The 21613-nt window shown below is 58.8% G+C and carries 21 protein-coding genes; 20 read left to right on the top strand and 1 reads right to left on the bottom strand.

What is annotated here, in order from left to right; genetic code table 11:
* Positions 1-117 precede the first annotated feature (117 nt).
* The 13 genes from rpsL (at position 118) to GJ699_RS12760 (ending at position 10085) form a co-directional block, all read left to right on the top strand.
* Entirely contained in the window at positions 118-501 is a 384-nt protein-coding gene (gene rpsL / locus GJ699_RS12820; protein ID WP_092281397.1) for a 30S ribosomal protein S12, read from the top strand.
* A 106-nt stretch (positions 502-607) separates the two neighbouring features.
* A complete protein-coding gene (gene rpsG / locus GJ699_RS12815; protein WP_154376752.1) occupies positions 608-1078 on the top strand; it encodes a 30S ribosomal protein S7 in 471 nt (156 codons plus the stop codon).
* 110 nt (positions 1079-1188) lie between these two features.
* On the top strand, positions 1189-3294 hold the full coding sequence (fusA, locus tag GJ699_RS12810; RefSeq protein WP_154376750.1) for an elongation factor G: 2106 nt from the start codon (positions 1189-1191) through the stop codon (positions 3292-3294).
* Positions 3295-3365: 71 nt separating this feature from the next.
* Positions 3366-4556, top strand: a complete 1191-nt coding sequence (gene tuf, locus GJ699_RS12805) for an elongation factor Tu (RefSeq protein ID WP_154376748.1) — start codon at positions 3366-3368, stop codon at positions 4554-4556.
* 127 nt (positions 4557-4683) lie between these two features.
* Positions 4684-5001 carry a 30S ribosomal protein S10 gene (rpsJ, locus tag GJ699_RS12800; RefSeq protein WP_072786805.1) on the top strand — a complete coding sequence of 106 codons (318 nt, stop codon included), beginning with the start codon at positions 4684-4686 and terminating at the stop codon, positions 4999-5001.
* A gap of 114 nt (positions 5002-5115) precedes the next feature.
* On the top strand, positions 5116-5958 hold the full coding sequence (locus GJ699_RS12795; protein WP_154376746.1) for a DUF817 domain-containing protein: 843 nt from the start codon (positions 5116-5118) through the stop codon (positions 5956-5958).
* Positions 5959-6102: 144 nt separating this feature from the next.
* A complete protein-coding gene (locus tag GJ699_RS12790) occupies positions 6103-6498 on the top strand; it encodes a hypothetical protein (protein ID WP_154376744.1) in 396 nt (131 codons plus the stop codon).
* Between the two features lie 409 nt (positions 6499-6907).
* Positions 6908-7264: a hypothetical protein gene (locus GJ699_RS12785; protein WP_154376742.1), complete on the top strand. Its 357-nt coding sequence runs from the start codon at positions 6908-6910 to the stop codon at positions 7262-7264.
* Between the two features lie 76 nt (positions 7265-7340).
* Positions 7341-7715: a hypothetical protein gene (locus GJ699_RS12780; protein WP_154376740.1), complete on the top strand. Its 375-nt coding sequence runs from the start codon at positions 7341-7343 to the stop codon at positions 7713-7715.
* A 61-nt stretch (positions 7716-7776) separates the two neighbouring features.
* Complete coding sequence (locus GJ699_RS12775; RefSeq protein WP_154376738.1) at positions 7777-8010, top strand: hypothetical protein; 234 nt, start codon at positions 7777-7779, stop codon at positions 8008-8010.
* Positions 8011-8283 (top strand): serine hydrolase family protein, encoded by a 273-nt coding sequence (locus tag GJ699_RS12770; protein ID WP_371867562.1) that lies wholly within the window; start codon positions 8011-8013, stop codon positions 8281-8283.
* A 14-nt stretch (positions 8284-8297) separates the two neighbouring features.
* Positions 8298-9185, top strand: a complete 888-nt coding sequence (gene bla / locus GJ699_RS12765; RefSeq protein WP_154376736.1) for a subclass B3 metallo-beta-lactamase — start codon at positions 8298-8300, stop codon at positions 9183-9185.
* A 195-nt stretch (positions 9186-9380) separates the two neighbouring features.
* Complete coding sequence (locus GJ699_RS12760; RefSeq protein ID WP_154376734.1) at positions 9381-10085, top strand: siderophore-interacting protein; 705 nt, start codon at positions 9381-9383, stop codon at positions 10083-10085.
* A gap of 17 nt (positions 10086-10102) precedes the next feature.
* Here GJ699_RS12760 and GJ699_RS12755 read toward each other — a convergent pair whose 3' ends face one another.
* Complete coding sequence (locus tag GJ699_RS12755) at positions 10103-11308, bottom strand: ROK family transcriptional regulator (RefSeq protein WP_154376732.1); 1206 nt, start codon at positions 11306-11308, stop codon at positions 10103-10105.
* Positions 11309-11627: 319 nt separating this feature from the next.
* On the opposite strand from GJ699_RS12755, the gene GJ699_RS12750 reads away from it, so the two are divergent.
* The 7 genes from GJ699_RS12750 (at position 11628) to rplB (ending at position 21607) form a co-directional block, all read left to right on the top strand.
* The gene (locus GJ699_RS12750) at positions 11628-14609 is read left to right on the top strand and encodes a TonB-dependent receptor (RefSeq protein ID WP_154376730.1); all 2982 of its coding nucleotides are present in this window, start codon (positions 11628-11630) and stop codon (positions 14607-14609) included.
* A gap of 57 nt (positions 14610-14666) precedes the next feature.
* Entirely contained in the window at positions 14667-15692 is a 1026-nt protein-coding gene (locus tag GJ699_RS12745; RefSeq protein ID WP_154376728.1) for a cupin-like domain-containing protein, read from the top strand.
* Between the two features lie 348 nt (positions 15693-16040).
* Positions 16041-18824 (top strand): TonB-dependent receptor plug domain-containing protein, encoded by a 2784-nt coding sequence (locus tag GJ699_RS12740; protein ID WP_154376726.1) that lies wholly within the window; start codon positions 16041-16043, stop codon positions 18822-18824.
* A 361-nt stretch (positions 18825-19185) separates the two neighbouring features.
* Positions 19186-19842 (top strand): 50S ribosomal protein L3, encoded by a 657-nt coding sequence (gene rplC / locus GJ699_RS12735; protein WP_154376724.1) that lies wholly within the window; start codon positions 19186-19188, stop codon positions 19840-19842.
* 3 nt (positions 19843-19845) lie between these two features.
* The gene (gene rplD, locus GJ699_RS12730; RefSeq protein ID WP_154376722.1) at positions 19846-20466 is read left to right on the top strand and encodes a 50S ribosomal protein L4; all 621 of its coding nucleotides are present in this window, start codon (positions 19846-19848) and stop codon (positions 20464-20466) included.
* Complete coding sequence (gene rplW / locus GJ699_RS12725; protein ID WP_154376720.1) at positions 20463-20777, top strand: 50S ribosomal protein L23; 315 nt, start codon at positions 20463-20465, stop codon at positions 20775-20777. Before rplD ends, rplW begins: the two co-directional genes overlap by 4 nt.
* The gene (gene rplB / locus GJ699_RS12720) at positions 20777-21607 is read left to right on the top strand and encodes a 50S ribosomal protein L2 (protein ID WP_110846390.1); all 831 of its coding nucleotides are present in this window, start codon (positions 20777-20779) and stop codon (positions 21605-21607) included. Before rplW ends, rplB begins: the two co-directional genes overlap by 1 nt.
* Positions 21608-21613 lie beyond the last annotated feature (6 nt).

Raw genomic sequence — 21613 nt, 5'->3', positions numbered from 1 at the left:
GCTGCTCCATGAGGGTGGCTGTTTGCGCCTCCGAAGGCCCAATAGATCGAGAGAAGGTTTTATGTCCCCGGCACTTTGCCGGGTTGTTAATGTTGTTATTTAGTTGGGTTTAGAACGATGCCAACCATCAATCAACTGATTCGCCAACCACGTACCAAACTGGTCGTGAAGAGCAAATCGCCGGCGCTGGAAAACAGCCCGCAAAAACGTGGCGTGTGCACCCGTGTGTACACCACCACTCCTAAGAAGCCTAACTCGGCACTGCGTAAAGTTGCCAAAGTGCGTCTGACCAACGGTTTCGAAGTTATTTCGTACATCGGCGGTGAAGGCCACAACCTGCAGGAACACAGCGTTGTTCTGCTGCGCGGCGGTCGTGTAAAAGACTTGCCAGGTGTGCGTTACCACATGGTTCGCGGTGCACTGGATACCCAGGGCGTTAAAGACCGTAAACAAGCTCGCTCGAAATACGGTGCTAAGCGCGCCAAGCAAGCTAAGAAGTAATTTACATTAATTGAGTTGAGCCGGTCGCGAGACCGAGTAAGTGGATGGCTATGATGGCCGCCGCGAGTGACCGCAAGGCACTCAACTGAAGAGAAAAGGAAATGACATGCCACGTCGTCGTGAAGTACCCAAGCGCGAGATCCTGCCGGATCCAAAATTCGGCAACACTGATGTCGCCAAATTCGTGAACGTTCTGATGCTGTCCGGTAAAAAATCGGTCGCAGAAAACATCATCTACGGTGCCTTTGAGCACATCTCGCAAAAATCCGGCAAAGATCCGCTGGAAGTGTTCGCCACTGCGCTGAACAACGCCAAACCGCTGGTTGAAGTGAAATCCCGTCGCGTTGGTGGTGCAAACTACCAGGTGCCGGTTGAAGTCCGCCCAGTGCGTCGTATGGCGCTGTCGATGCGTTGGCTGCGTGAAGCTGCTAACAAGCGCAGCGAAAAATCGATGCCACAACGTCTGGCAGGCGAACTGCTGGAAGCGTCTGAAGGTCGTGGCGGCGCGATGAAGCGTCGTGACGAAGTTCACCGCATGGCTGAAGCGAACAAAGCGTTCTCGCACTTCCGCTTCTAATAAAATCGGCCAGCTCCTGAGCTGGCTGTTATCCGTTGTTCGAGGCCGGGCTCATTTTTTCTCCAAAAAATGGCGCTCGGTTTTGTCCATTAAACGATTTAGGATTAATTATGGCCCGCAAGACCCCCATCGAGCGCTACCGCAATATCGGTATCTCCGCTCACATCGATGCAGGTAAGACCACCACTACCGAGCGCGTTCTGTTCTACACGGGCGTGAACCACAAAATCGGTGAAGTTCACGATGGCGCCGCCACCATGGACTGGATGGAGCAGGAACAAGAGCGTGGTATTACCATCACCTCGGCTGCGACCACCTGCTTCTGGAAAGGCATGGCGAACAACTTCCCAGAACACCACATCAACATCATCGATACCCCAGGCCACGTGGACTTCACCATTGAGGTGGAACGTTCGATGCGCGTGCTGGATGGTGCTTGCATGGTTTACTGCGCAGTGGGCGGTGTTCAGCCACAGTCGGAAACCGTATGGCGTCAGGCTAACAAGTACAAAGTGCCACGTCTGGCCTTCGTCAACAAGATGGACCGTACCGGTGCCAACTTCTTCAAAGTGTACGAGCAGATGCGCGCACGCCTGAAGGCCAACCCGGTTCTGATCCAGATCCCTATCGGCGCCGAAGACAACTTCAAAGGCGTGATCGATCTGGTCAAGATGAAAGCGATCATCTGGGACGACGCTTCGCAAGGCATGAAATTCGACTACGTCGATATCCCTGCCGAGCTGGCCGATTCGGCCGCCGAGTGGCGCGAGAAGATGGTTGAAGCCGCTGCTGAAGCGACTGAAGAACTGATGAACAAGTACCTGGAAGAGGGTGATCTGTCGGAAGCCGAAATCAAAAAGGCCATCCGCGATCGTACCATCGCCTCGGAAATCGTTCCGATGATGTGCGGCACCGCCTTCAAAAACAAAGGCGTGCAAGCCATGCTGGACGCGGTCATCGAATACCTGCCATCGCCGATCGACATCGCCGACGTTAAAGGTACCGACGAAGACGAAGCACCGGCAACCCGTAAAGCTTCGGACGACGAGAAGTTCTCGGCGCTGGCCTTCAAGATCATGACCGACCCGTTCGTGGGCCAGCTGGCCTTCTTCCGCGTGTACTCGGGCGTGATCAACGCCGGCGATACCGTGTACAACTCGGTTAAAGGTCGTAAAGAGCGTCTGGGCCGTATTCTGCAGATGCACGCTAACCAGCGTGAAGAGATCAAAGAAGTGCGCGCGGGCGACATCGCCGCCGCGGTTGGTCTGAAAGACGTGACCACCGGCGAAACCCTGTGCGATCCATCGTCGATCATCACCCTGGAAAAAATGGTGTTCCCAGAGCCAGTGATTCAACAGGCTGTGGAACCAAAAACCAAGGCTGACCAGGAAAAAATGGGTCTGGCACTGAACCGTCTGGCTCAGGAAGATCCATCGTTCCGCGTGCGTACCGACGAAGAATCGGGCCAGACCATCATCGGTGGTATGGGCGAGCTGCACCTGGAAATTATCGTTGACCGTATGAAGCGCGAATTCGGCGTGGAAGCCACCGTGGGCAAACCACAGGTTGCATACCGCGAAACCGTGCGCAAATCGGTGGCCGATGTGGAAGGCAAGTTCGTTAAGCAGTCGGGTGGTCGTGGTCAGTACGGTCACGCTGTTGTGACCCTGGAACCACAGGAACAAGGCAAAGGCTTCGAATTCGTCGACGCCATCAAGGGCGGTGTGATTCCTCGCGAATTCATCCCTGCGGTGGAAAAAGGCGTGCGCGAAACCCTGAGCAATGGCGTGCTGGCGGGCTACCCAGTGGTGGACGTTAAAGTCACCCTGACCTTCGGTTCGTACCACGATGTTGACTCGAACGAAAATGCATTCCGCATGGCCGGTTCGATGGCATTCAAAGAAGCATGCAAACGCGCTAACCCAGTCATCCTGGAACCAATGATGGCCGTGGAAGTGGAAACGCCGGAAGACTACGCCGGTACCGTGATGGGCGACCTGTCGTCCCGCCGCGGTATGGTGCAGGGCATGGACGAAATCCCAGGCGGCGGCGGCAAGATCATCAAAGCCGAAGTACCGCTGTCGGAAATGTTTGGTTACTCGACCACCCTGCGTTCCGCAACGCAAGGTCGTGCAACCTACACCATGGAGTTCAAGCACTACTCCGAGGCGCCTAAGCACGTTATCGACGCTATCGTTACCGCGAAAGCTAAGTAATAATATTGATTTTGCGGCTGGGTAGATCACCCGGCCGCATTTTGAAAAACTTGTATTGAGGAAGAATCAAAATGGCAAAAGAAAAGTTCGAGCGGACTAAACCGCACGTCAACGTAGGCACCATCGGTCACGTCGACCACGGCAAAACCACCCTGACCGCTGCTATCGCAACCGTTCTGTCGAAGAAATTCGGCGGCGAAGCGAAAGCTTACGACCAGATCGACGCTGCTCCAGAAGAAAAAGCACGCGGCATCACCATCAACACCGCGCACGTCGAGTACGAAACCGCCGGCCGTCACTACGCTCACGTTGACTGCCCAGGCCACGCCGACTACATCAAAAACATGATCACCGGTGCCGCCCAGATGGACGGCGCGATCCTGGTTTGCTCCGCAGCTGACGGCCCAATGCCACAGACCCGCGAGCACATCCTGCTGGCCCGCCAAGTTGGCGTTCCATACATCATCGTGTTCCTGAACAAATGCGATCTGGTGGATGACGAAGAGCTGCTGGAACTGGTTGAAATGGAAGTGCGCGAGCTGTTGTCGAAATACGAGTTCCCAGGCGACGACCTGCCAATCGTAAAAGGTTCGGCACGTAAAGCACTGGACGGCGACACCGGCCCGCTGGGCGAGCAAGCCATCATGGCCCTGGCCGACGCACTGGACAGCTACATCCCTACGCCAGAGCGCGCAGTGGACGGTGCCTTCCTGATGCCAGTGGAAGACGTGTTCTCGATCTCGGGTCGCGGCACCGTGGTAACCGGTCGTATCGAACGCGGCGTGATCAAAGTCGGCGAAGAGATCGAAATCGTCGGCATCATCGACACCGTGAAAACCACCTGCACCGGCGTGGAAATGTTCCGCAAACTGCTGGACCAAGGTCAAGCAGGCGACAACGTTGGTCTGCTGCTGCGCGGCACCAAGCGTGAAGACGTGCAACGTGGTCAGGTTCTGGCGAAGCCAGCATCGATCAAGCCGCACAACCACTTCACCGGCGAGATCTATGTTCTGTCGAAAGATGAAGGCGGCCGTCACACCCCGTTCTTCAACAACTATCGTCCACAGTTCTACTTCCGTACCACCGACGTGACCGGTTCGATCGAACTGCCAGCGGACAAAGAAATGGTTATGCCAGGCGACAACGTGTCGATCACCGTTAAGCTGATCAACCCGATCGCGATGGAAGAAGGTCTGCGCTTCGCTATCCGCGAAGGCGGCCGTACCGTTGGCGCCGGCGTTGTTGCTAAAATCATCGCCTAATTTTTAAGCGCTGATTGATACAGGGCCGACATGGTGTGATACCATGTCGGCCCTGTTGTACCAAACTCGTTCTTTTTAAAATTGCTGGCGCTACAAAGTTGCCAGTTCGCTCTTTTAGGGAATTATCATGACCGTTACCAATCAAAAAATCCGTATCCGCCTGAAGGCTTTCGACTACAAACTGATCGACCAGTCGGCTCTGGAAATCGTGGACACCGCCAAGCGCACCGGCGCCGTGGTTAAAGGCCCAGTTCCTCTGCCAACCCGCATCCAGCGTTTCGACGTTCTGCGTTCGCCGCACGTCAACAAAACCTCGCGCGACCAGTTCGAAATCCGTACCCACCAGCGCCTGATGGACATCGTCGACCCAACCGACAAGACCGTTGACGCCCTGATGAAGCTGGATCTGCCAGCTGGCGTTGATGTCGAAATCAAACTGCAGTAATCGACTTTAAGCGGGCAGCGCTGTCATAGCGCACTGCCAGCTGATGATGGGCCCGGCCGCGCAAGCGTCCGGGCCCATTGTTTTTTATGGCCCGGCCCGCTACAGTCATAGCGCATGCTGACCATCCTCGACACCCACCTGCTGAACGCCACCAGCCGCCATGATCTGCGCGGCTGGCAGCGCTTCGCGCTGGAATTTCTCTACTTCGGCATCAAGAATGCGCGCGCCTGCCTGTTTGTCGCGCTATTCTTCGCCAGCGTGCTGCTGGTGCCGCGCTCCGGCCTGCTGGGCCTGCCACGCTACGACGTGCTGCTGCTGGCCGCCATCGCCATCCAGGGCTGGATGCTGTGGGCGCGGCTGGAGACGCTGGATGAGCTGAAGGCGGTATGCCTGTTCCACCTGATCGGCTTCGCGCTGGAGGCGTTCAAGGTATCGGGCAGCATCCAGTCGTGGAGCTATCCGGACTTTGCCTACACCAAGCTGTTTGGCGTGCCGCTGTTTTCCGGCTTTATGTACGCCGCCGTCGGCAGCTACATCGTGCAGGCGTGGCGCCTGTTCGAGCTGCGCATCCGCCACCATCCGCCGTACTGGATGGCGGTGCTGATCGCGCTGCTAATCTACGCCAATTTCTTCACCCACCACTACATCGGCGACTATCGCTGGTATCTGGCGGCGGCCGCGCTGGGCCTGTACGCGCGCACCACCGTGATCTTCCGCCCGCTCGACCGCGACCGTCAGATGCCCTTGCTGCTGTCGTTTGTGCTGATCGGCTTCTTTATCTGGCTGGCGGAAAACATCAGCACTTTCTGGGGCGTGTGGCGCTATCCGAACCAGCTGGGCGCGTGGTCGGCGGTACACGTCAGCAAATGGAGCTCGTGGTCGCTGCTGGTGGTGATGACCTTCACCATCGTGGCCCACCTCAAGCACATCAAGGCGCGCATACACGTGCCGGACTAAGAGAAGTGCGTGGCGAGGCTTGCAGCACCAATCCTCCCAAGGCGAGAGGTTTCGCGCATTTTTCCAGCTGAACAAGATGCTATTCTCATGATGTTCGGCCGAGTGCGGCTAAGAACGGACGTGTTCATGGGAGCAAGGATTTGAATGAATAGCTATGTGTTTGCCGGGTCCAACAATCCAATCATGACTGTATATGCGTCACTTGAGGCCATGACCGAGAGTGGCGAAGAGTACTTTCATGTCGTTCTCGAAAATGATGACGAGCTTAGGATATTGATGAGCCTATTGGGAGTCGAGCGATTGCCGATGACTATGTTATCGTCAAATGAAGACTTCACTTCTGTGTTCGATTACTCAGCATATCCGTTGCCAGAACTATCCAAGGATGAGTTTGATGCGTTCTATGATGAATGGCTGCGCAGATCAGGACGTGAAACAAGTATGGACGAATATGGACAACTCATTTTTCTCCAAGGGCGTGCGAGCTCGTGGAATAAGATGGCAAATCGTTTCGTGCTCTGTGAAACACATCCGTACTGACGGTAGCCACTTGCGTTACTATGCCGCTGGCGGCTAAGAGCGGCCACTTGAAATTTTTTGGGGGTATGATGTCCTTTAGTGCCCTATCAATCCACGATGCTACGCTGTCAGCCATCTACGTCAGCTGGGAGGCTGCGCGTTGTGATATTCGTTTACTCCCAGTTGGCTTGCCGCCTCATATCCTGGTATTTGACGGATTTACGAACATCGAACTTCCACGACACGAAAGTTGGGGGCCATCCTCATCAGTGAACAGTTCAACGGAAATCAAACCCGGCCAATTTGAAATAGAGCTGCAATCTGGAGATACGCTTCGGGTTGAGGCTGCTCATTGGGCGTTTCGACCTGAAGTCGGCTAACGGCAGCCGGCCAATTGCTGACGCTAAACTTAAAGATGGAGAGATTAACATTGACAGCAGAGGAGCTCTTTCTGAGTGAGGTTGCGAAAATTCACCGCTATTGGGTAAAGACTGCAACGCAAGTTCTCACTGACGAGTCGACCGATTTGTTTGCTTTTGAAAATGAAGATGGAATTCGGAAGTTGCAGATGGCCATCAAATCGGCCAATTGCCAGTCGGAGGTTCAATCTTTCATTGATCAAATCTCGGCTGGCATCATGCATAGCATTCTCGCTGGACTTGATGGTTCCGGGTCTTTGAAAGAGATTTCTGGTGTCAATCTTGTTGATGCGAAGGGGGGCCCCTTGAAAGCGTATCTTCATGAGCTTTGGTCGCACCACTATGCGAATCAAACATCGTCTACCTGACGAGATTATTCTTTCGGCTAGCGGCCATTAGCGGCCCTTTGGGTGTACGAATTAAGAAATGAAATAAACGTCCAATATGCTTTTCCCTATTGCTATCGTTGACAGTGTTGAGATGATTCGAGATGGCGGTTCACTCGCAGCTATATTTCATGGACCTGACGGCTGCGAGTATTGGCTGTTCTTTGAAATCTGTATAAGAAATCTTAGTGAACACGTAGTTGAAAGAGTGGGATATGCCCCGCCCAAAGTTGTGAACCGGCACACTGGTACCGAGGTTTCTGTTACTTGGGAAGATGCATCGACGATGCTGAAGAAGATCGCTAAGATAACTCATAGAGATCAGGATTGGCATTGGCTCAAGAAGATGCAAGCCGTTGCTGACTTAAATGGCGAACTACCGGATGGAGTAGAAAAAGTTCTGCAGAGCTTTCGATTGAGCGACCTCGCTTGAGTGCATTCGTCGGAATCCGGCCATTAACAGTCATTCGGTTTTTCCATGCGGAGAATGAAGCATGCTGAAGTTTGTGATTTGCATTACTACGCTTGTTCCTGCCATGTTTGCGATTGCCGCAGATTCTTCGGTGTCTGTTGCTAAGGACGGTCAGACACTGATAATTAAGCGAAAGCAGGATGGGAAAACTGAACTGCTCAATGTCATCGAGCGATGTGGAGTGCCAGCTGCACTGCACTGCGCTGCGGTGCTGTCCTTAACGACGTCACAATTCAGTTGCAGCGGTTGCGACTAAATTAGACCTCTTCCGGTCATCAACGGACGGACGCAGGAACTGCTCAACACAAATCCGCTGGTTTGCGACAAGGGATGGGATATCCGTTTGTCCAAGACGGGCTCCAGCGCCGAAGCGGGGCGTTGCTTGACCATGCGTCTGCACAGTGGCGGCAAGGACGTCACCGTTGTGCTACTTCACGCCGATGATTCGGAGCAGCGCTCACTCGATGCTGGAAGAATCCGCGATTCGCTCAATAAAGCACGTAGCTCTTCATTGCACACTCATTCTTAACCTGGAGATGAAGTATGAAATTGGTAGTCAAAATATTGTTGGCTTTTGTCGCGACGGCCGGCAGTGCGCATGCACACGACGCCCCGGTGAATTGCGACGATTGCGCAGAATGGAATAAACCGGTTAAACCATTCAATGTGTACGGCAATACTTGGTACGTTGGCGTCGATGGCCTGTCATCCTTGCTGGTGACCGGCCCGCAAGGCCATATCTTGCTTGACGGCGGTCTGCCGCAATCGGCACCAATTATCGAGGCCAACATCAAGGCGCTGGGATTCCGGATAGAAGATGTGAAACTGATCGTCAACTCGCATGCGCACTGGGATCACGCAGGAGGGATCGCGGCGCTGCAGCGAGCCAGTGGCGCGGTCGTGGCGGCCAGCCGCTCGGGCGCGCTGGCTCTGCAAAGCGGCACCAACGGCCCGGATGATCCCCAGTATCAAGCCGATCCGGTGATGCACGTTGCCAAGGTGAAGAAGGTTAAAGTGGTTCGCGACGGAGAAATCCTGAAGGTCGGCCCAATTAGCGTGACCGCTCACATGACGCCGGGCCATACGCCGGGTAGCACTACCTGGACTTGGGCTTCGTGTGAAGGCCAGCGCTGCCTCGATGTGGCATTTGCCGATAGCCTCAATGCTTACGCAAGCGGTGATTTTAAGTTCATCGGTAATGGCAAGACGCCAGATATCTCAGCCTCATTCGCTGCAAGCATCGCCAGGGTCGCGACGTTGAAATGCGACATCATTATTTCAGTACACCCGGGCCTCACTGATGTGATGGAAAAGGCGGCAGCTCGCACGCCAGATCGAAATCCGTTCATCGACGCCAATGGCTGCCGCGCGTACGCGGCCGAAGCCAGTCAACGCCTGGCCAAACGCCTTGCAAAGGAACGAGGTGAGTAATCTTGCTGCAATAAAATAAGACTGACTTCCGCCTCACCGCCCGGCTGCTCGGACTCTTCTTGCTGGGGCCATTTCATTAGTCCTTTTGTCGCATCACCATGGTTTTGTCAGTCATTCGCGAACCTTCGGCATCGTCGGCGCAGTCGGATGGGCGGCCAGTTAAAATATTCCGCCGTCTGCCGCGTCTGCACGAGTATGAACACACATACTCCCGCCAAGCGCGCCGGCTTGATTGAAACGGCATTTCAGAAACTCCTCACGCGCAGCGCGCAAGTGGTGGAGGTTGAGGACATCGGCAGCAACTTCCGTCTGGTCACGCTGGCTGGTGACGATTTGTGCGGCGTCGACTGGACGCCCGGCGACAAGATCCAAGTGTCGCTGGCCGGCTGGGTGCGCCGCACCTATACGCCGATCGATTGGGACGCCGTCGACGGCCGCACCCGCATTCTGATCTACCTGCACGGCGACGCCCCCGGCACGCGCTGGGCCCGTACGCTGCGCGCCGGCGATAACTGCGCGTTCTTCGGCCCGCGCAAGTCGGTGCGGCTGGCGCCGTCGGCCTCGCCGGTGATCCTCAGCGGCGATGAAACCGCGCTGGGTCTGGCCGCCGCGCTGGCCAGCCAGGCTAGCTTGCACATGCTGTGTGAAGTGTCGGCCCGCGCCGATGTAATGGCGGTCATTGATCGGCTGCAGCTGGAACAGGTGCAACTGGTCGGCCCCGGCGAAAGCGCCGCCGCGCTGGTCGCGCTGCTGCGGACGCAGCCGATGGCGGACCTGGTGTTGACCGGGCAGGGCGGTGCGATTCAGCAGATCAGCCGTCAGTTGCGCACCGAGGGCGTCGATCCAACCCGGCGCCAGAGCAAGGCGTACTGGGTGACCGGCAAGACCGGGCTGGATTAAGCGGCGAGGCCGGCGCGTCAGGCCGGCAGCGTGGTCAGCGCTGGCCGCATCAGGTAGTGGCGCGCCATGGCGGCGCCGCCGATGGCGATGCTGTTGGGACCGAAATGTGGGGTGCGGATAGCCGGCGCCGGTAGTCGCGCCGCGTTGGCGTAATCGTCCAGCACTTGCCGTCCCGGCGCCACAAAGCGTTCGCCCAGCCGCAGCGCGCCGCCGCCGATGACGATGGCCATCGGGTCGAATGCCGCCCACAGATTGTTCAGCAGCACGCCCAGATTGCGCCCAGCCGCCGTCACCGCTTGGGTGGCTGCGGTGTCGCCGGCCTCGGCTTGCATGAACAACCTTTCCAATTGTTCTGGCGTCGAGGTGTGATGGGTGCCGTAGGCGTCGTCCATCATGGCTTGCAGGCCGATCAGCGCGTCGGCGCAACCGCGCCGGCCGCAGGAGCAGGCCGGGCCGTTCTGCTGCAGGATGGTGTGGCCGACCTCGCCGGCAAAGCCGGACAAGCCGGTCAGCAGCCGGCCGTTGACGATGATGCCGGCGCCAACCCCATAGCCGATGCTCAGGTAGATCAGCGGATCGGTGCCGCTCTGGCCGGAAAACTCCAGCTCGGCCAGCGCGGCCACATTGGCTTCGTTCTGGATGAACAGCGGCAGCCCGTCCAGTGCGCTACCGACAAAACTGTCGCGCAACTGCGCCGCCACGTCGACATTGCGCCAGCCCAGGTGGGGCGCGATGTGCAGCATGCCGCTGGCGTCGTCCACCACGCCGTGCACGCCGATGCCGATGCCGAGTACGCTGTGCTCAGCCAGTGCCGCATCGTCGGCCAGTTGCACCAGGCCGCCGGCGGTCAGCGCCAGGCAGGCGGTGCTATCCTGCGGATCGGCATACGGCAGCTCGCGCTCGGCCAGCACCTCGCCCAACAGATTGGTGGCCACCACGCGCGCGCCGCTGATGCCGAGATCGGCACCCAGCAGGGCCAGCCGGCTGCCATCCAGCTGCAGCGGCGTGGCGCGCCGCCCGAGTGCGCCGGTGATGCCGGGTTCCTCCTCGATCAGCCAGCCCTCGTCCAGCAGTTCGCGCACCAGCAGGCTGATGGTGGATTTGGTCAGGCCCACGGTTTCCGCCAGCGCCGCGCGCGACATGCCGGGCTGGCTGCACAGCTGGCGCACCAGCGCCATGCGGTTGATTTGTTTGAGTAATTGCTGGTCGCCAGCGACGATCATGGGCGGGTTCCGAGAGAGGGCGTGAGCCGATGATACACCATGCTTGTCAGATCAACCATGCATGCCGCCGCCCTCGGCTGGTGCGGCTTTACAACACAGCGCGCGCCGTTTCGGTGCGTATTTGTTCGACCGATTGACGAATGGAACCGTTTCTCATATTCTCAACTTGTCTAATTTGTCACTCCGGTGGGCATCACCCCGCCGTCCCGTTTTCCGCAGCACGCCAGTACCGAACTACCCAGCAGTCACCGAGTAGGAATCAACCCGGCAACACAATGCCGGTATAAATCAAAAATAAGGAGATGATGTGCGTACTTTTATGAAAACGTTTTCAAGCCCGCCGCGCCAGCGTCGGCTGATCAGCCTGGCGGTGGCCGGCGCCTGCGCTTCGCTGGCACCGGCCTATGCCCAGAACACCGCGCCGACGCCCGGCGACGGTACCATTGGCCCGTCGGTGGTGGTGACCGGCATCCGCGCCAGTATGCAATCGACGTTGAACCTGAAGCGCAATGCGGACGGCATCGTGGACGGCATCGTGGCCGAGGACATGGGTAAATTCCCGGACACCAATCTGGCCGAATCGCTGCAGCGGATCTCCGGTGTGTCGATCGACCGCAGCAATGGCGAAGGGCAGAAGGTCACCGTGCGCGGCCTTGGCCCGGACTTCAATCTGGTGCTGCTGAACGGCCGCCAGATGCCAACCACCGACCTGAGCGACCTGTCCGGCCGCTCGTTCGACTTTTCCAACCTGGCTTCGGAAGCGATTTCGCAGCTGCAGGTCTACAAAACCGGCCGCGCCGACAGCCCGACCGGCGGCATTGGTGCCACCATCAATGTGATGACCGCGCGTCCGTTCGACAATCCGGGCTTGCACGCCAGCGTCGGCGCCAAGGCCGTGTACGACACCTCGAACGACCACGTGCCCGACATGCTGAAAGGGAAGAAGGTCACGCCCGAGATTTCCGGCATCTATTCCAACACCAGCGAGGACGGCCGCTTCGGCGTGGCGTTGAGCGCCAGCTACCAGTCGCGCAATTCCGGCTTCAATCGCGCCGGCCTGGCGAATGGCTATCAGGGACCGTATCTGGGCTCGGCCGTGATCGCAGGCCAGACCTTGCCGCAGCCCGGCCAGTTGGGGTCGGAGAACATCACCAACCGTCCGGCGCAGGACGCGCTGTACTCGATTCCGCAGAACATGGGCTATGGCGTCAACGCGATTCAGCGTCAGCGCACCAATGCCCAGCTGACCTTCCAGTTCCGCCCGGTGAAGGAACTGACCACCACGGTCGACTACACCTATTCGGAAAACAAGATCCAGACCAAGCGTAACGAGCTCAGCGTCTGGTTCGCGCAAACGCCGACCTCGACCAGCAGCTGGCCGAGCGGCCATGTGGTCAGCCCGCTGACCTATTCCGAGGTCTATAACGCGCCGCAGGATATCTCGGTGATTGGCGGCGATTATGCGACCAAGACCAAGAACAAGTCGCTGGGTTTCAACGCCGTGTGGAAAGCCCGGCCCGGCCTGAAAGTCGAATTCGACGCCCACCACTCGACCGCCGAATCCGGCGCCGACAGCCCGTTCGGCAGCGAGAACGATTTGTCCAACGCCAGCTTCAGCCGTGGCACCACCTCGCTGGACTTTACCCACGAGCTGCCGATCCTGAGCATGCCGGCGGCCGACCTGGTCAACGCGCCGATACAGGCGGCCGGTTCATGGTTCCACAACAGCTATCAGAAATCGATCGTCAAGCAGGCGCAGGCGAAAGCCAGTCTGGAGCTGCTGGAGAGTTCCAACCTGAACTTCGGCGTCGGTTACACCGACACCAGCAACCGCTCGACCTACTCCAGCGTGCAGAACAACACCTGGGGCGGCGCCACCAAGGCCTCGGACTATCCAGCCAGCCTGTTCCAGGCCAATTCGCTGTCGTCCTTCTTCAACAAGCTGGGCGGCGCCAATTCGCCGAATCTGTTTGCCACCCTGTACACCTTCGACTTCGCGACCGTGCGTCAGGTCACGGCCAACGCGGTCGGCAACCAGGCCGCCTACCTGCCGAACTTCGGCACGCCGGACACCGACCGCACGCTGGAAGAGAAGACCACCTCCGGCTACCTGTCCTTCAACACCGACTGGGACACCAAAATCCCGTTCCACTCGTCGGTGGGTCTGCGGGTGGAAAAAACCAAGGTCAATTCGGTCGCCCAGGTGCTGCCTGGCACGGCGGTGGTGTGGGGATCGCAGAATGAATTGCCGATCACGTTTGGCGGTCAGGCATTCAGCAATACCGACGCGTCTTACACCAATGTGCTGCCGGCGCTGAATCTCGACTTCGACGTGCGCTCCGACATGAAGGTACGCGCCAGCGCCGGCGCCACCATCGGCCGGCCGCGCTACGACCAGCTGCAGGGTGGCCTGACGCTGGGCACCATCGCCAACGTGTTCACCGGCGGCACCGCCTCGGTCGGCAACCCGGCGCTAAAACCGGTCAAGTCGAAGAATCTGGACCTGTCGTGGGAATGGTATTACGACAAGCAGAGCTTGATGTCGCTGGCTTACTTCCACAAGAAGATGGACAACTACGCCGGCCAGACGCTGGTGACGCAGTCGCTGTACGACCTGCATACGCCGGTGGGCGGCGCCTACTACAACGCGGCGATTGGCGCCGGCGGCTGTGCCGTGGCCGATACCAACTGCATCCGCGACTACATCCTCAGCAACTATAACGGCCAGCCTGGCGTCACGAAGACCGGCACCAAAGGGGACGGCCATCTGGACGGCACCATCACCGGCCTGTCGACCGATCCGCTGCTGCAGTTCTCCACCACCACTTACGCCAACCAGAAGTCGGCCAACGTCAGTGGCGCCGAGGTCAATGTGCAGCATATGTTCGGCCAGAGCGGCTTCGGCATCCAGGCCAACTACACCTATGTGCACTCGCCGCTGAAGTACAACAACGCCGACGTCAACGACCAGTTCGCCATTCTCGGGCTGAGCAATTCGGCCAACGTGGTTGGTATCTTTGAGAACAATGATTGGTCGGTGCGGGTGGCCTACAACTGGCGCGACTCGTTCCTGGCGGCGACCACCGACGCCAGCAATCGCGCGGCGCCGATTTATACCGATGCCTACGGTCAGGTCGACGTCAGCATTGGCTATAATTTCAACAAGAACCTGAGCTTCCAGGCCGAGGTCATCAACCTGACCGACGCCACCACGCGTCAGCATGGCCGGACCGAGGCGTCGACCCTGAATGTGACGCAGGCCGGACCGCGTTACATGGTGGGCGTGCGCTACAAGTTCTGATGTAGTTGTAGTGCCACTGGCCGCCGCTTCGGCGGCGGCCATTTGTTGAAAGCATTCATGTCATCGACCATCACAGCGATCGCGGAGATTGACGGCCGGCCGTTGCGCGGCGGCGGCGCGCTGCCCGACCACATCCTCAACGCCAGCACGCCGCTGGTGTTGCGCGGCCTGGTGGCGGACTGGCCGCTGGTGCAAGCGGCCCGCACCTCGGTGCGCGACGCCGATGCGTATCTGCGCTGTTACTACCGCGACGCCACGGTGCTGGCTTCGCACGCTCCGCCCGAGGCGGCGGGGCGTATTTTCTACAACGAGCAGCTGGATGGCTTCAATTTCAGCTCGCAGATGGTGCGCTTCGACCAGGTGCTGGATGTGCTGCGCGCCCATCTGGACGCCCCGCAACCACCGACTTTTTACGTCGGCTCCACCACCATCGACACCTGCCTGCCGGGACTGCGCGCCGAGAACGATCTCGACTTCGGCGCGCGCGATCCGCTGGCCAGCATCTGGATCGGCAACCGCACCCGTGTGCCGGCCCACTACGATGTGCCGGACAACCTGGCCTGCGTGGCGGCCGGTCGCCGCCGCTTCACGCTATTCCCGCCCGAGCAGCTGGCCAATCTGTATGTCGGCCCACTGGATTTCACGCCGGCCGGCCAGTCGGTCAGCCTGGTCGACCTGCACCAGCCGGACTTGCAACGCTATCCGCGCTTTGCCGAAGCGCTGGCGCAGGCCCAGTGGGCCGAACTGGAAGCGGGCGACGCGCTGTTCATTCCCAGCATGTGGTGGCACCACGTTGAAGGGCTGGACCGGTTCAACATTCTCATCAACTACTGGTGGCGCCAGTCGCCGGAGTGGATGGACACGCCGCTGAGCGCGCTGATGCTGGCGCTGCTGAGCGTGCGCGATCTGCCGCCGGCGCAGCGCGCGGCGTGGCAGGAAGTCTTCCGTCATTACGTATTCGACAGCGATGGCGCCGAGGTCGCGCACATCCCGCCGCCCGCGCGCGGACCGCTGACAACGCCGCTGGACGAGAATGAAGCGCGCCGTCTGCGCGCACTACTGCTTAACCGCCTGAACCGCTAGGACAGGCATCAGTCTCTGCTGCACCGAGAGGGGGAGGGGCGCCACACGCCCCGCTACTTGACGCAGGCCGCGCCGTACAGGCGGCCTGCGATTTTTTTATTCACCCTGATTATATTTGGCATTTTTGCTACAACTCCAATGTAATACCAAGTTCATTTTTGCACTGGAAAACAACAAAAATACGGGAAAAAGTTAGTAAGACCATAAAAAACACCTGTTTTTGCTTTGTGCGACTGGCAATGTTATGCGAAATTGCGCCTTCGACGTTGAAAGTGATAGTCGGCATAGAACCGATCCTTTCAAAAGCGCAAAGAAAAACCACATCAGGGAGTAGTTTTGAATTACAGCATGAAGAAGAGCGCCATCGCTATGGCGTTGGGCGTAGCATTTTCGCAATATTCCGCAGCACAGGAAGCCGCTGAACCCAAGATGCAACGGGTTGAGATCACCGGTTCCAGCATCAAGCGCACCCAGGCGGAAGCCGCCGGTTCGGTGCAAGTCCTGAACAGTGAAGACATCGCCCGTACCGGCGAGACCACCGTGCTGGGCATTCTGAACTCGTCGGCCGCGATGTCGACCGACATCAGCTCGGCCAGCAGCAGCTCGGGCAGCTTCGCCACCGGTTCCTCGGCGGTTGGCATGCGCGGCCTGGGCAAGGTCGCCACCCTGGTGCTGGTCAACGGCCAGCGCATCGCGCAGTACGGCCTGGCCGACGGCGCCCAGCAAAACTTCACCAACCTGGACGCGATTCCCGCCTACGCGGTGGAGCGCATCGAGATCCTGAAAGACGGCGCCTCGGCGATCTACGGTTCCGACGCGATTGCCGGCGTGGTCAACATCATCCTGAAAAAAGACTTTGAAGGCGCCCAGATCACCGGCAACTACAAAGAAACCGAAAACTTCCGCGACCAGCGTAACCGCAGCGTGGCCGGCATCGTCGGCTGGGGCGACATCGACCGCAACGGTTTCAACACCTACCTGAGCTACGAAGCCTACAAGAGCGACGGCTACTCGTACGGCGACCTGCAGAGCAACGTGCCGGACTGGCACCGCCTGACCCCGGGCCGTTCGACCTGGGACGCCAAGAGCTCGTACTCGCCCACCGGTAACTACTACCTGAGCTCGACCAACATCGTGGCCGCGCCGGGCTGCCCGAGCGCTGCGATCGATGCCAAGGATGGTCTGTGCAAATGGGACGCGCTGCCGTACACCGGCCTGGCCACCAACGCCAAGCGTTACGCGCTGGCCAGCAACACCCACTTCCGCATCGGCAAATCGATCGACGCCAATCTGGAAATCACCAACGCCGCCGCCAGCAACGATTACATCGTCGCGCCTTTCTCGGTGAGCAACGGCAGCGCCACCAGCTCGACCAGCACCTGGTACAACGCGATTGACGGCGTAATGGTCGGTCCGTTCAGCTATCCGAAACTGCCGGTCGGCCACGTGATGAACCCGTACGCGACCGCCACCGAATACCGCGCCCGCCTGATGGACACCGGCAACGGCTTCAACTTCAACCGCACCGAATCCGAGCAGTCGCGCGTCATGCTGAGCCTGAACGGCGAAGTCAGCGGCTGGGACTGGAAATCGTCGGCCGGCTGGATGAATTCCAAAGCCACCAAGGCCACCCGCGCTGTCAGCGCCACCGGCTACACCGACGCCATCGTCAACGGCACCTACAAGTTCGGCCAGCAGAACGATGCGGCGCTGCTGGAATCGATGTTCCCGGTGCGCACCACCACCGGCGAATCGAAGATCGCCTTTGCCAACGGCACCGTGTCGGGTGAAGTGATGCAACTGCTGGCCGGTCCGATGACGGTTGCCTTCGGCACCGACATCCGTCACGAGCAATACCAGATGACCAGCTCGGACAACGTGCTGCGCGGCGATCTGGTCGGCATCGCCGGCCTGCAGGTCGACGATTCCATGGACCACTACGCGCTGTTCACCGAAGCCAACCTGCCGGTGACCAAGAAGATCGAACTGAACGCCGCCGTGCGCGCCGACAAGTCGACCAATAGCGACGTCCACTTCTCGCCGAAACTGGGCCTGCGCTTTGACGCCACCGACAGCCTGCTGCTGCGCGCCACCCTGGCCGGCGGCTTCCGCGCGCCAAACATCGTGGAAACCGGTAACGGCCTGGGCCGCAGCTCGTTCGCGACCAAGATCAGCGATCCAAAACGCTGCTCGATCGCCAGCGCGTTGAACAAGCTGATCCAGAACAGCGCGACCGCCACCAGCGCCGACAAGGCGCAGGGCAACACCTTCCAGAACAACGATTGCCTGGCCGGCATCCCGACCTTCGTGTCCGCCAACAAGGACTTGAAACCGGAAACCTCGCGCTCGGCCACCGTCGGCTTCGTATGGGAACCGATCAAGAACTGGAACCTGGCGCTGGATTACTTCCACATCGAGCGCAAGGATGAAATCGGCACCCGTTCGGTGGCCGACATCCTGCGCGGCGAAGACAGCCTGCCGGCCGGCCAGCTGGTACGCGTCGACAACTCGGCGTCGGATAACTCCTTCCTGGCGCTGGTTAACAAATACGCGCCGGGCAACACCATGAACTTCGGCGGCGTCGGCGCCATCGGCCTGTTGTACAACCCGTACGTCAACAGCGGCAAGACCCGCGCCTCGGGCTTTGACTTCGACGCCTCGGGCCGCTTCAACACCCCAGTGGGTCTGGTGCGTCTGAAACTGGAAGGTTCCTATCTGTGGAAATACCAGGAATTCAGCGTCACCGACAACGCCTACGGCGCCAACCTGGCCGGCAACTACGACTACGGTTCGCGTCTGAAAACCAAGCTGCGCGCCAGCCTGAAGAATGGCCAGTTCGACCATGGCATGACGCTGAACTACTCCAGCGGTCACAGCAACAACAGCGAGGACTCGCCGACCTATTGCGCGACCAACAACGTGGCGGCGGCCTATGTGGACACCTGCAACCACACTGGCAGCAATACCACGGTCGACTACAACCTGACTTACAGCGGTATCAAAAATACCAAGCTGCGCCTGTACGTCGACAACCTGTTCGATCAACCGGCGCCGATCAACTGGCGTGCCGGCTATCTGGACACCTTCCAGATGCGCCGCATCGGTCTGAGCGCCACCTACGCGTTCTTCTGATCGATGGCATGACCTCCAGCCCGGCCTGATCCCGGGCCGGAAGCGAAAGACCAGGCGACGCGCCTGGTCTTTTTTTTTGCCAGCCGCGCTGTTTCCGCGTGCGCCCGACGCACAAACTTGGCAAGTTTGCCATGCGCCAGGCGGGCCCCGAATCGCGCTGCAGCCCGCATGGTGCCTGGTTGCGCCACTGATCTGCCAGGGGCTGCGAAAAAACTGACATACCTCGTACTAAGTTGTTGCGTCAAGGGGCAAATCACAGTACACTAGCCGGCTTCGGTATGGATTCGTCTTTTTTATGGTCCGTACTATTTTTGTAGTTCAACATATCCCCGCCCAATCGTAGGTGGGAATTGGAGAAAAAATGAGCCTTGGCCTCCTCGGTCGCAAGGTTGGTATGATGCGCATCTTCACCGATGACGGGGACTCGATCCCAGTCACCGTGGTTGACGTATCGAACAACCGTGTTGCGCAAATCAAAACTCCTGAAACTGACGGCTACACCGCAGTTCAGGTCGCATTCGGTCAACGTCGCGCTTCCCGCGTGACCAAAGCTGTTGCGGGTCACCACGCTAAAGCCGGTGTTGAAGCTGGTACTCTGCTGAAAGAGTTCCGCGTTGACGCAGCTAAAGCCGCCGAACTGAAAGCTGGCGAAGTTGTCGCCGTTTCGCTGTTCGAAGTCGGTCAAAAAGTCGACGTGCAAGGTGTGTCGATCGGTAAAGGCTACGCCGGTACCATCAAACGTCACAACTTCGCTTCGGGTCGTCAAACCCACGGTAACTCGCGTTCGCACAATGTTCCTGGCTCCATCGGTATGGCGCAGGATCCAGGCCGCGTGTTCCCAGGTAAACGCATGACCGGTCACATGGGTGATGTCACCACGACCGTGCAGAACCTGGAAATCGCCCGTATCGACGCTGAGCGTTCGCTGCTGCTGGTCAAGGGTGCCATTCCTGGCGCCAAGAACGGTGAAGTAGTGGTCTCGCCTGCCGTTAAAGTTAAAGCCAAGAAGGGAGCTTAATCGATGGAACTCAAGCTCTTGAACGCTCAAGGTCAAGCCGCTGCCAATGTTGCCGCCGCTGATACCGTGTTCGGCCGCGACTACAACGAAGCGCTGATCCACCAAATCGTCGTTGCCTACCAAGCCAATGCTCGCAGCGGCAACCGTAAGCAAAAAGACCGTGAAGAAGTCCACCACACGACCAAAAAGCCATGGCGCCAAAAAGGCACCGGCCGTGCTCGTGCAGGTATGTCGTCGTCGCCACTGTGGCGCGGCGGTGGTCGCATCTTCCCGAACTCGCCTGACGAGAACTTCACCCACAAAGTGAACAAGAAGATGTACCGCGCTGGTCTGTGCTCGATTCTGTCGCAGCTGGCCCGTGAAGACCGTCTGGTCGTGATCGAAGATCTGTCGATCGAAGCACCAAAAACCAAGCTGCTGTCGCAAAAGCTGACCGGCCTGGGCTTCGACTCCGTGCTGATCATCACCGACACCGCCAACGAAAACCTGGAACTGGCTTCCCGCAACCTGCCGAACGTGCTGGTTGTCGAGCCACGTCACGCCGATCCAATGTCGCTGGTCTTCTACAAAAAGATCCTGGTGACCAAGGCTGCGCTGGCGAAGATTGAGGAGATGCTGGCATGAGCGCATTGAAATTTAGCGAAGAACGCCTGCTGAAAGTGCTGGTCGCGCCAGTGATTTCCGAGAAGGCCACCCTGGTCGCGGAAAAGAACGAGCAGATCGTGTTCCGTGTGACCCCAGACGCGACCAAGCCGGAAATCAAGGCTGCCGTCGAACTGCTGTTCAAAGTCGAAGTGGCCTCGGTGCAAACCGTGAACCGCGAAGGCAAGCAGAAGCGTTCGGGCGCCCACATCGGCCGTCGCAACCACACCAAGCGTGCTTTCGTGTGCCTGAAACCAGGCCAGGAAATCAATTTCACCGAGGAGGCTAAATAATGGCACTCGTTAAGATGAAGCCAACCTCCCCAGGCCGTCGCGGCATGGTGAAAGTGGTCAACAGCGACCTGTTCAAAGGTCGTCCGTTCGCCGCTCTGGTTGAGAAAAAATCGAAAACTGCCGGCCGTAACAACAACGGCCACATCACCACCCGTCACATCGGTGGTGGTCACAAGCAGCACTATCGCGTGATCGACTTCAAGCGTAACAGCAAGGACGGCATCCCGGCGAAAGTGGAACGTATCGAATACGATCCTAACCGCACCGCGCACATCGCGCTGCTGTGCTACGCCGATGGCGCCCGCACCTACATCATCGCCACCAAAGGCATGGCGGTAGGCGACAGCGTCATGACCGGTTCGGAAGCGCCGATCAAGTCGGGCAACTGCCTGCCGATCCGCAACATTCCAGTCGGTACCGTCATGAATTGCGTCGAAATGCTGCCAGGTAAGGGTGCCCAGATGGCCCGTACCGCCGGCGCCGGCGTGGTGCTGATGGCACGCGAAGGTACGTACGCTCAGGTGCGTCTGCGTTCGGGCGAAGTCCGTCGCGTGCACATCGAGTGCCGTGCCACCGTGGGTGAAGTCGGCAATGCCGAACACAGCCTGCGTAAGATCGGTAAAGCCGGTGCGATGCGCTGGCGCGGTGTTCGTCCTACCGTGCGCGGTGTGGTCATGAACCCGGTCGATCACCCGCACGGTGGTGGTGAAGGTAAAACGGCAGCTGGTCGTCACCCTGTTTCGCCATGGGGCCAACAGACCAAGGGTAAGAAGACTCGCAGCAACAAGCGCACTTCTTCGATGATCGTCTCGCGCCGCGGCAAGAAATAAGGATAA

Source organism: Duganella guangzhouensis, from assembly GCF_009674535.1.
GTDB lineage: Bacteria > Pseudomonadota > Gammaproteobacteria > Burkholderiales > Burkholderiaceae_D > Rugamonas > Rugamonas guangzhouensis.
The sequence above is the reverse complement of the archived record's forward strand: the minus strand, read 5'-3'. Positions and strand labels throughout refer to the sequence as shown.

What these genes read in the sequence shown, in the direction of transcription:
- GJ699_RS12760 (WP_154376734.1), top strand. Translation starts at nt 9,381, where the DNA reads ATGAACACACATACTCCCGCCAAGCGCGCCGGCTTGATTGAAACGGCA.
- rplD (WP_154376722.1), top strand. Translation starts at nt 19,846, where the DNA reads ATGGAACTCAAGCTCTTGAACGCTCAAGGTCAAGCCGCTGCCAATGTT.
- fusA (WP_154376750.1), top strand. Translation starts at nt 1,189, where the DNA reads ATGGCCCGCAAGACCCCCATCGAGCGCTACCGCAATATCGGTATCTCC.
- GJ699_RS12795 (WP_154376746.1), top strand. Translation starts at nt 5,116, where the DNA reads ATGCTGACCATCCTCGACACCCACCTGCTGAACGCCACCAGCCGCCAT.
- bla (WP_154376736.1), top strand. Translation starts at nt 8,298, where the DNA reads ATGAAATTGGTAGTCAAAATATTGTTGGCTTTTGTCGCGACGGCCGGC.
- tuf (WP_154376748.1), top strand. Translation starts at nt 3,366, where the DNA reads ATGGCAAAAGAAAAGTTCGAGCGGACTAAACCGCACGTCAACGTAGGC.
- GJ699_RS12790 (WP_154376744.1), top strand. Translation starts at nt 6,103, where the DNA reads ATGAATAGCTATGTGTTTGCCGGGTCCAACAATCCAATCATGACTGTA.
- GJ699_RS12740 (WP_154376726.1), top strand. Translation starts at nt 16,041, where the DNA reads ATGAAGAAGAGCGCCATCGCTATGGCGTTGGGCGTAGCATTTTCGCAA.
- GJ699_RS12745 (WP_154376728.1), top strand. Translation starts at nt 14,667, where the DNA reads ATGTCATCGACCATCACAGCGATCGCGGAGATTGACGGCCGGCCGTTG.
- rpsL (WP_092281397.1), top strand. Translation starts at nt 118, where the DNA reads ATGCCAACCATCAATCAACTGATTCGCCAACCACGTACCAAACTGGTC.
- GJ699_RS12780 (WP_154376740.1), top strand. Translation starts at nt 7,341, where the DNA reads ATGCTTTTCCCTATTGCTATCGTTGACAGTGTTGAGATGATTCGAGAT.
- GJ699_RS12775 (WP_154376738.1), top strand. Translation starts at nt 7,777, where the DNA reads ATGCTGAAGTTTGTGATTTGCATTACTACGCTTGTTCCTGCCATGTTT.
- rpsG (WP_154376752.1), top strand. Translation starts at nt 608, where the DNA reads ATGCCACGTCGTCGTGAAGTACCCAAGCGCGAGATCCTGCCGGATCCA.
- rplW (WP_154376720.1), top strand. Translation starts at nt 20,463, where the DNA reads ATGAGCGCATTGAAATTTAGCGAAGAACGCCTGCTGAAAGTGCTGGTC.
- rplC (WP_154376724.1), top strand. Translation starts at nt 19,186, where the DNA reads ATGAGCCTTGGCCTCCTCGGTCGCAAGGTTGGTATGATGCGCATCTTC.
- rpsJ (WP_072786805.1), top strand. Translation starts at nt 4,684, where the DNA reads ATGACCGTTACCAATCAAAAAATCCGTATCCGCCTGAAGGCTTTCGAC.
- GJ699_RS12750 (WP_154376730.1), top strand. Translation starts at nt 11,628, where the DNA reads ATGAAAACGTTTTCAAGCCCGCCGCGCCAGCGTCGGCTGATCAGCCTG.
- rplB (WP_110846390.1), top strand. Translation starts at nt 20,777, where the DNA reads ATGGCACTCGTTAAGATGAAGCCAACCTCCCCAGGCCGTCGCGGCATG.
- GJ699_RS12755 (WP_154376732.1), bottom strand. Translation starts at nt 11,308, where the DNA reads ATGATCGTCGCTGGCGACCAGCAATTACTCAAACAAATCAACCGCATG.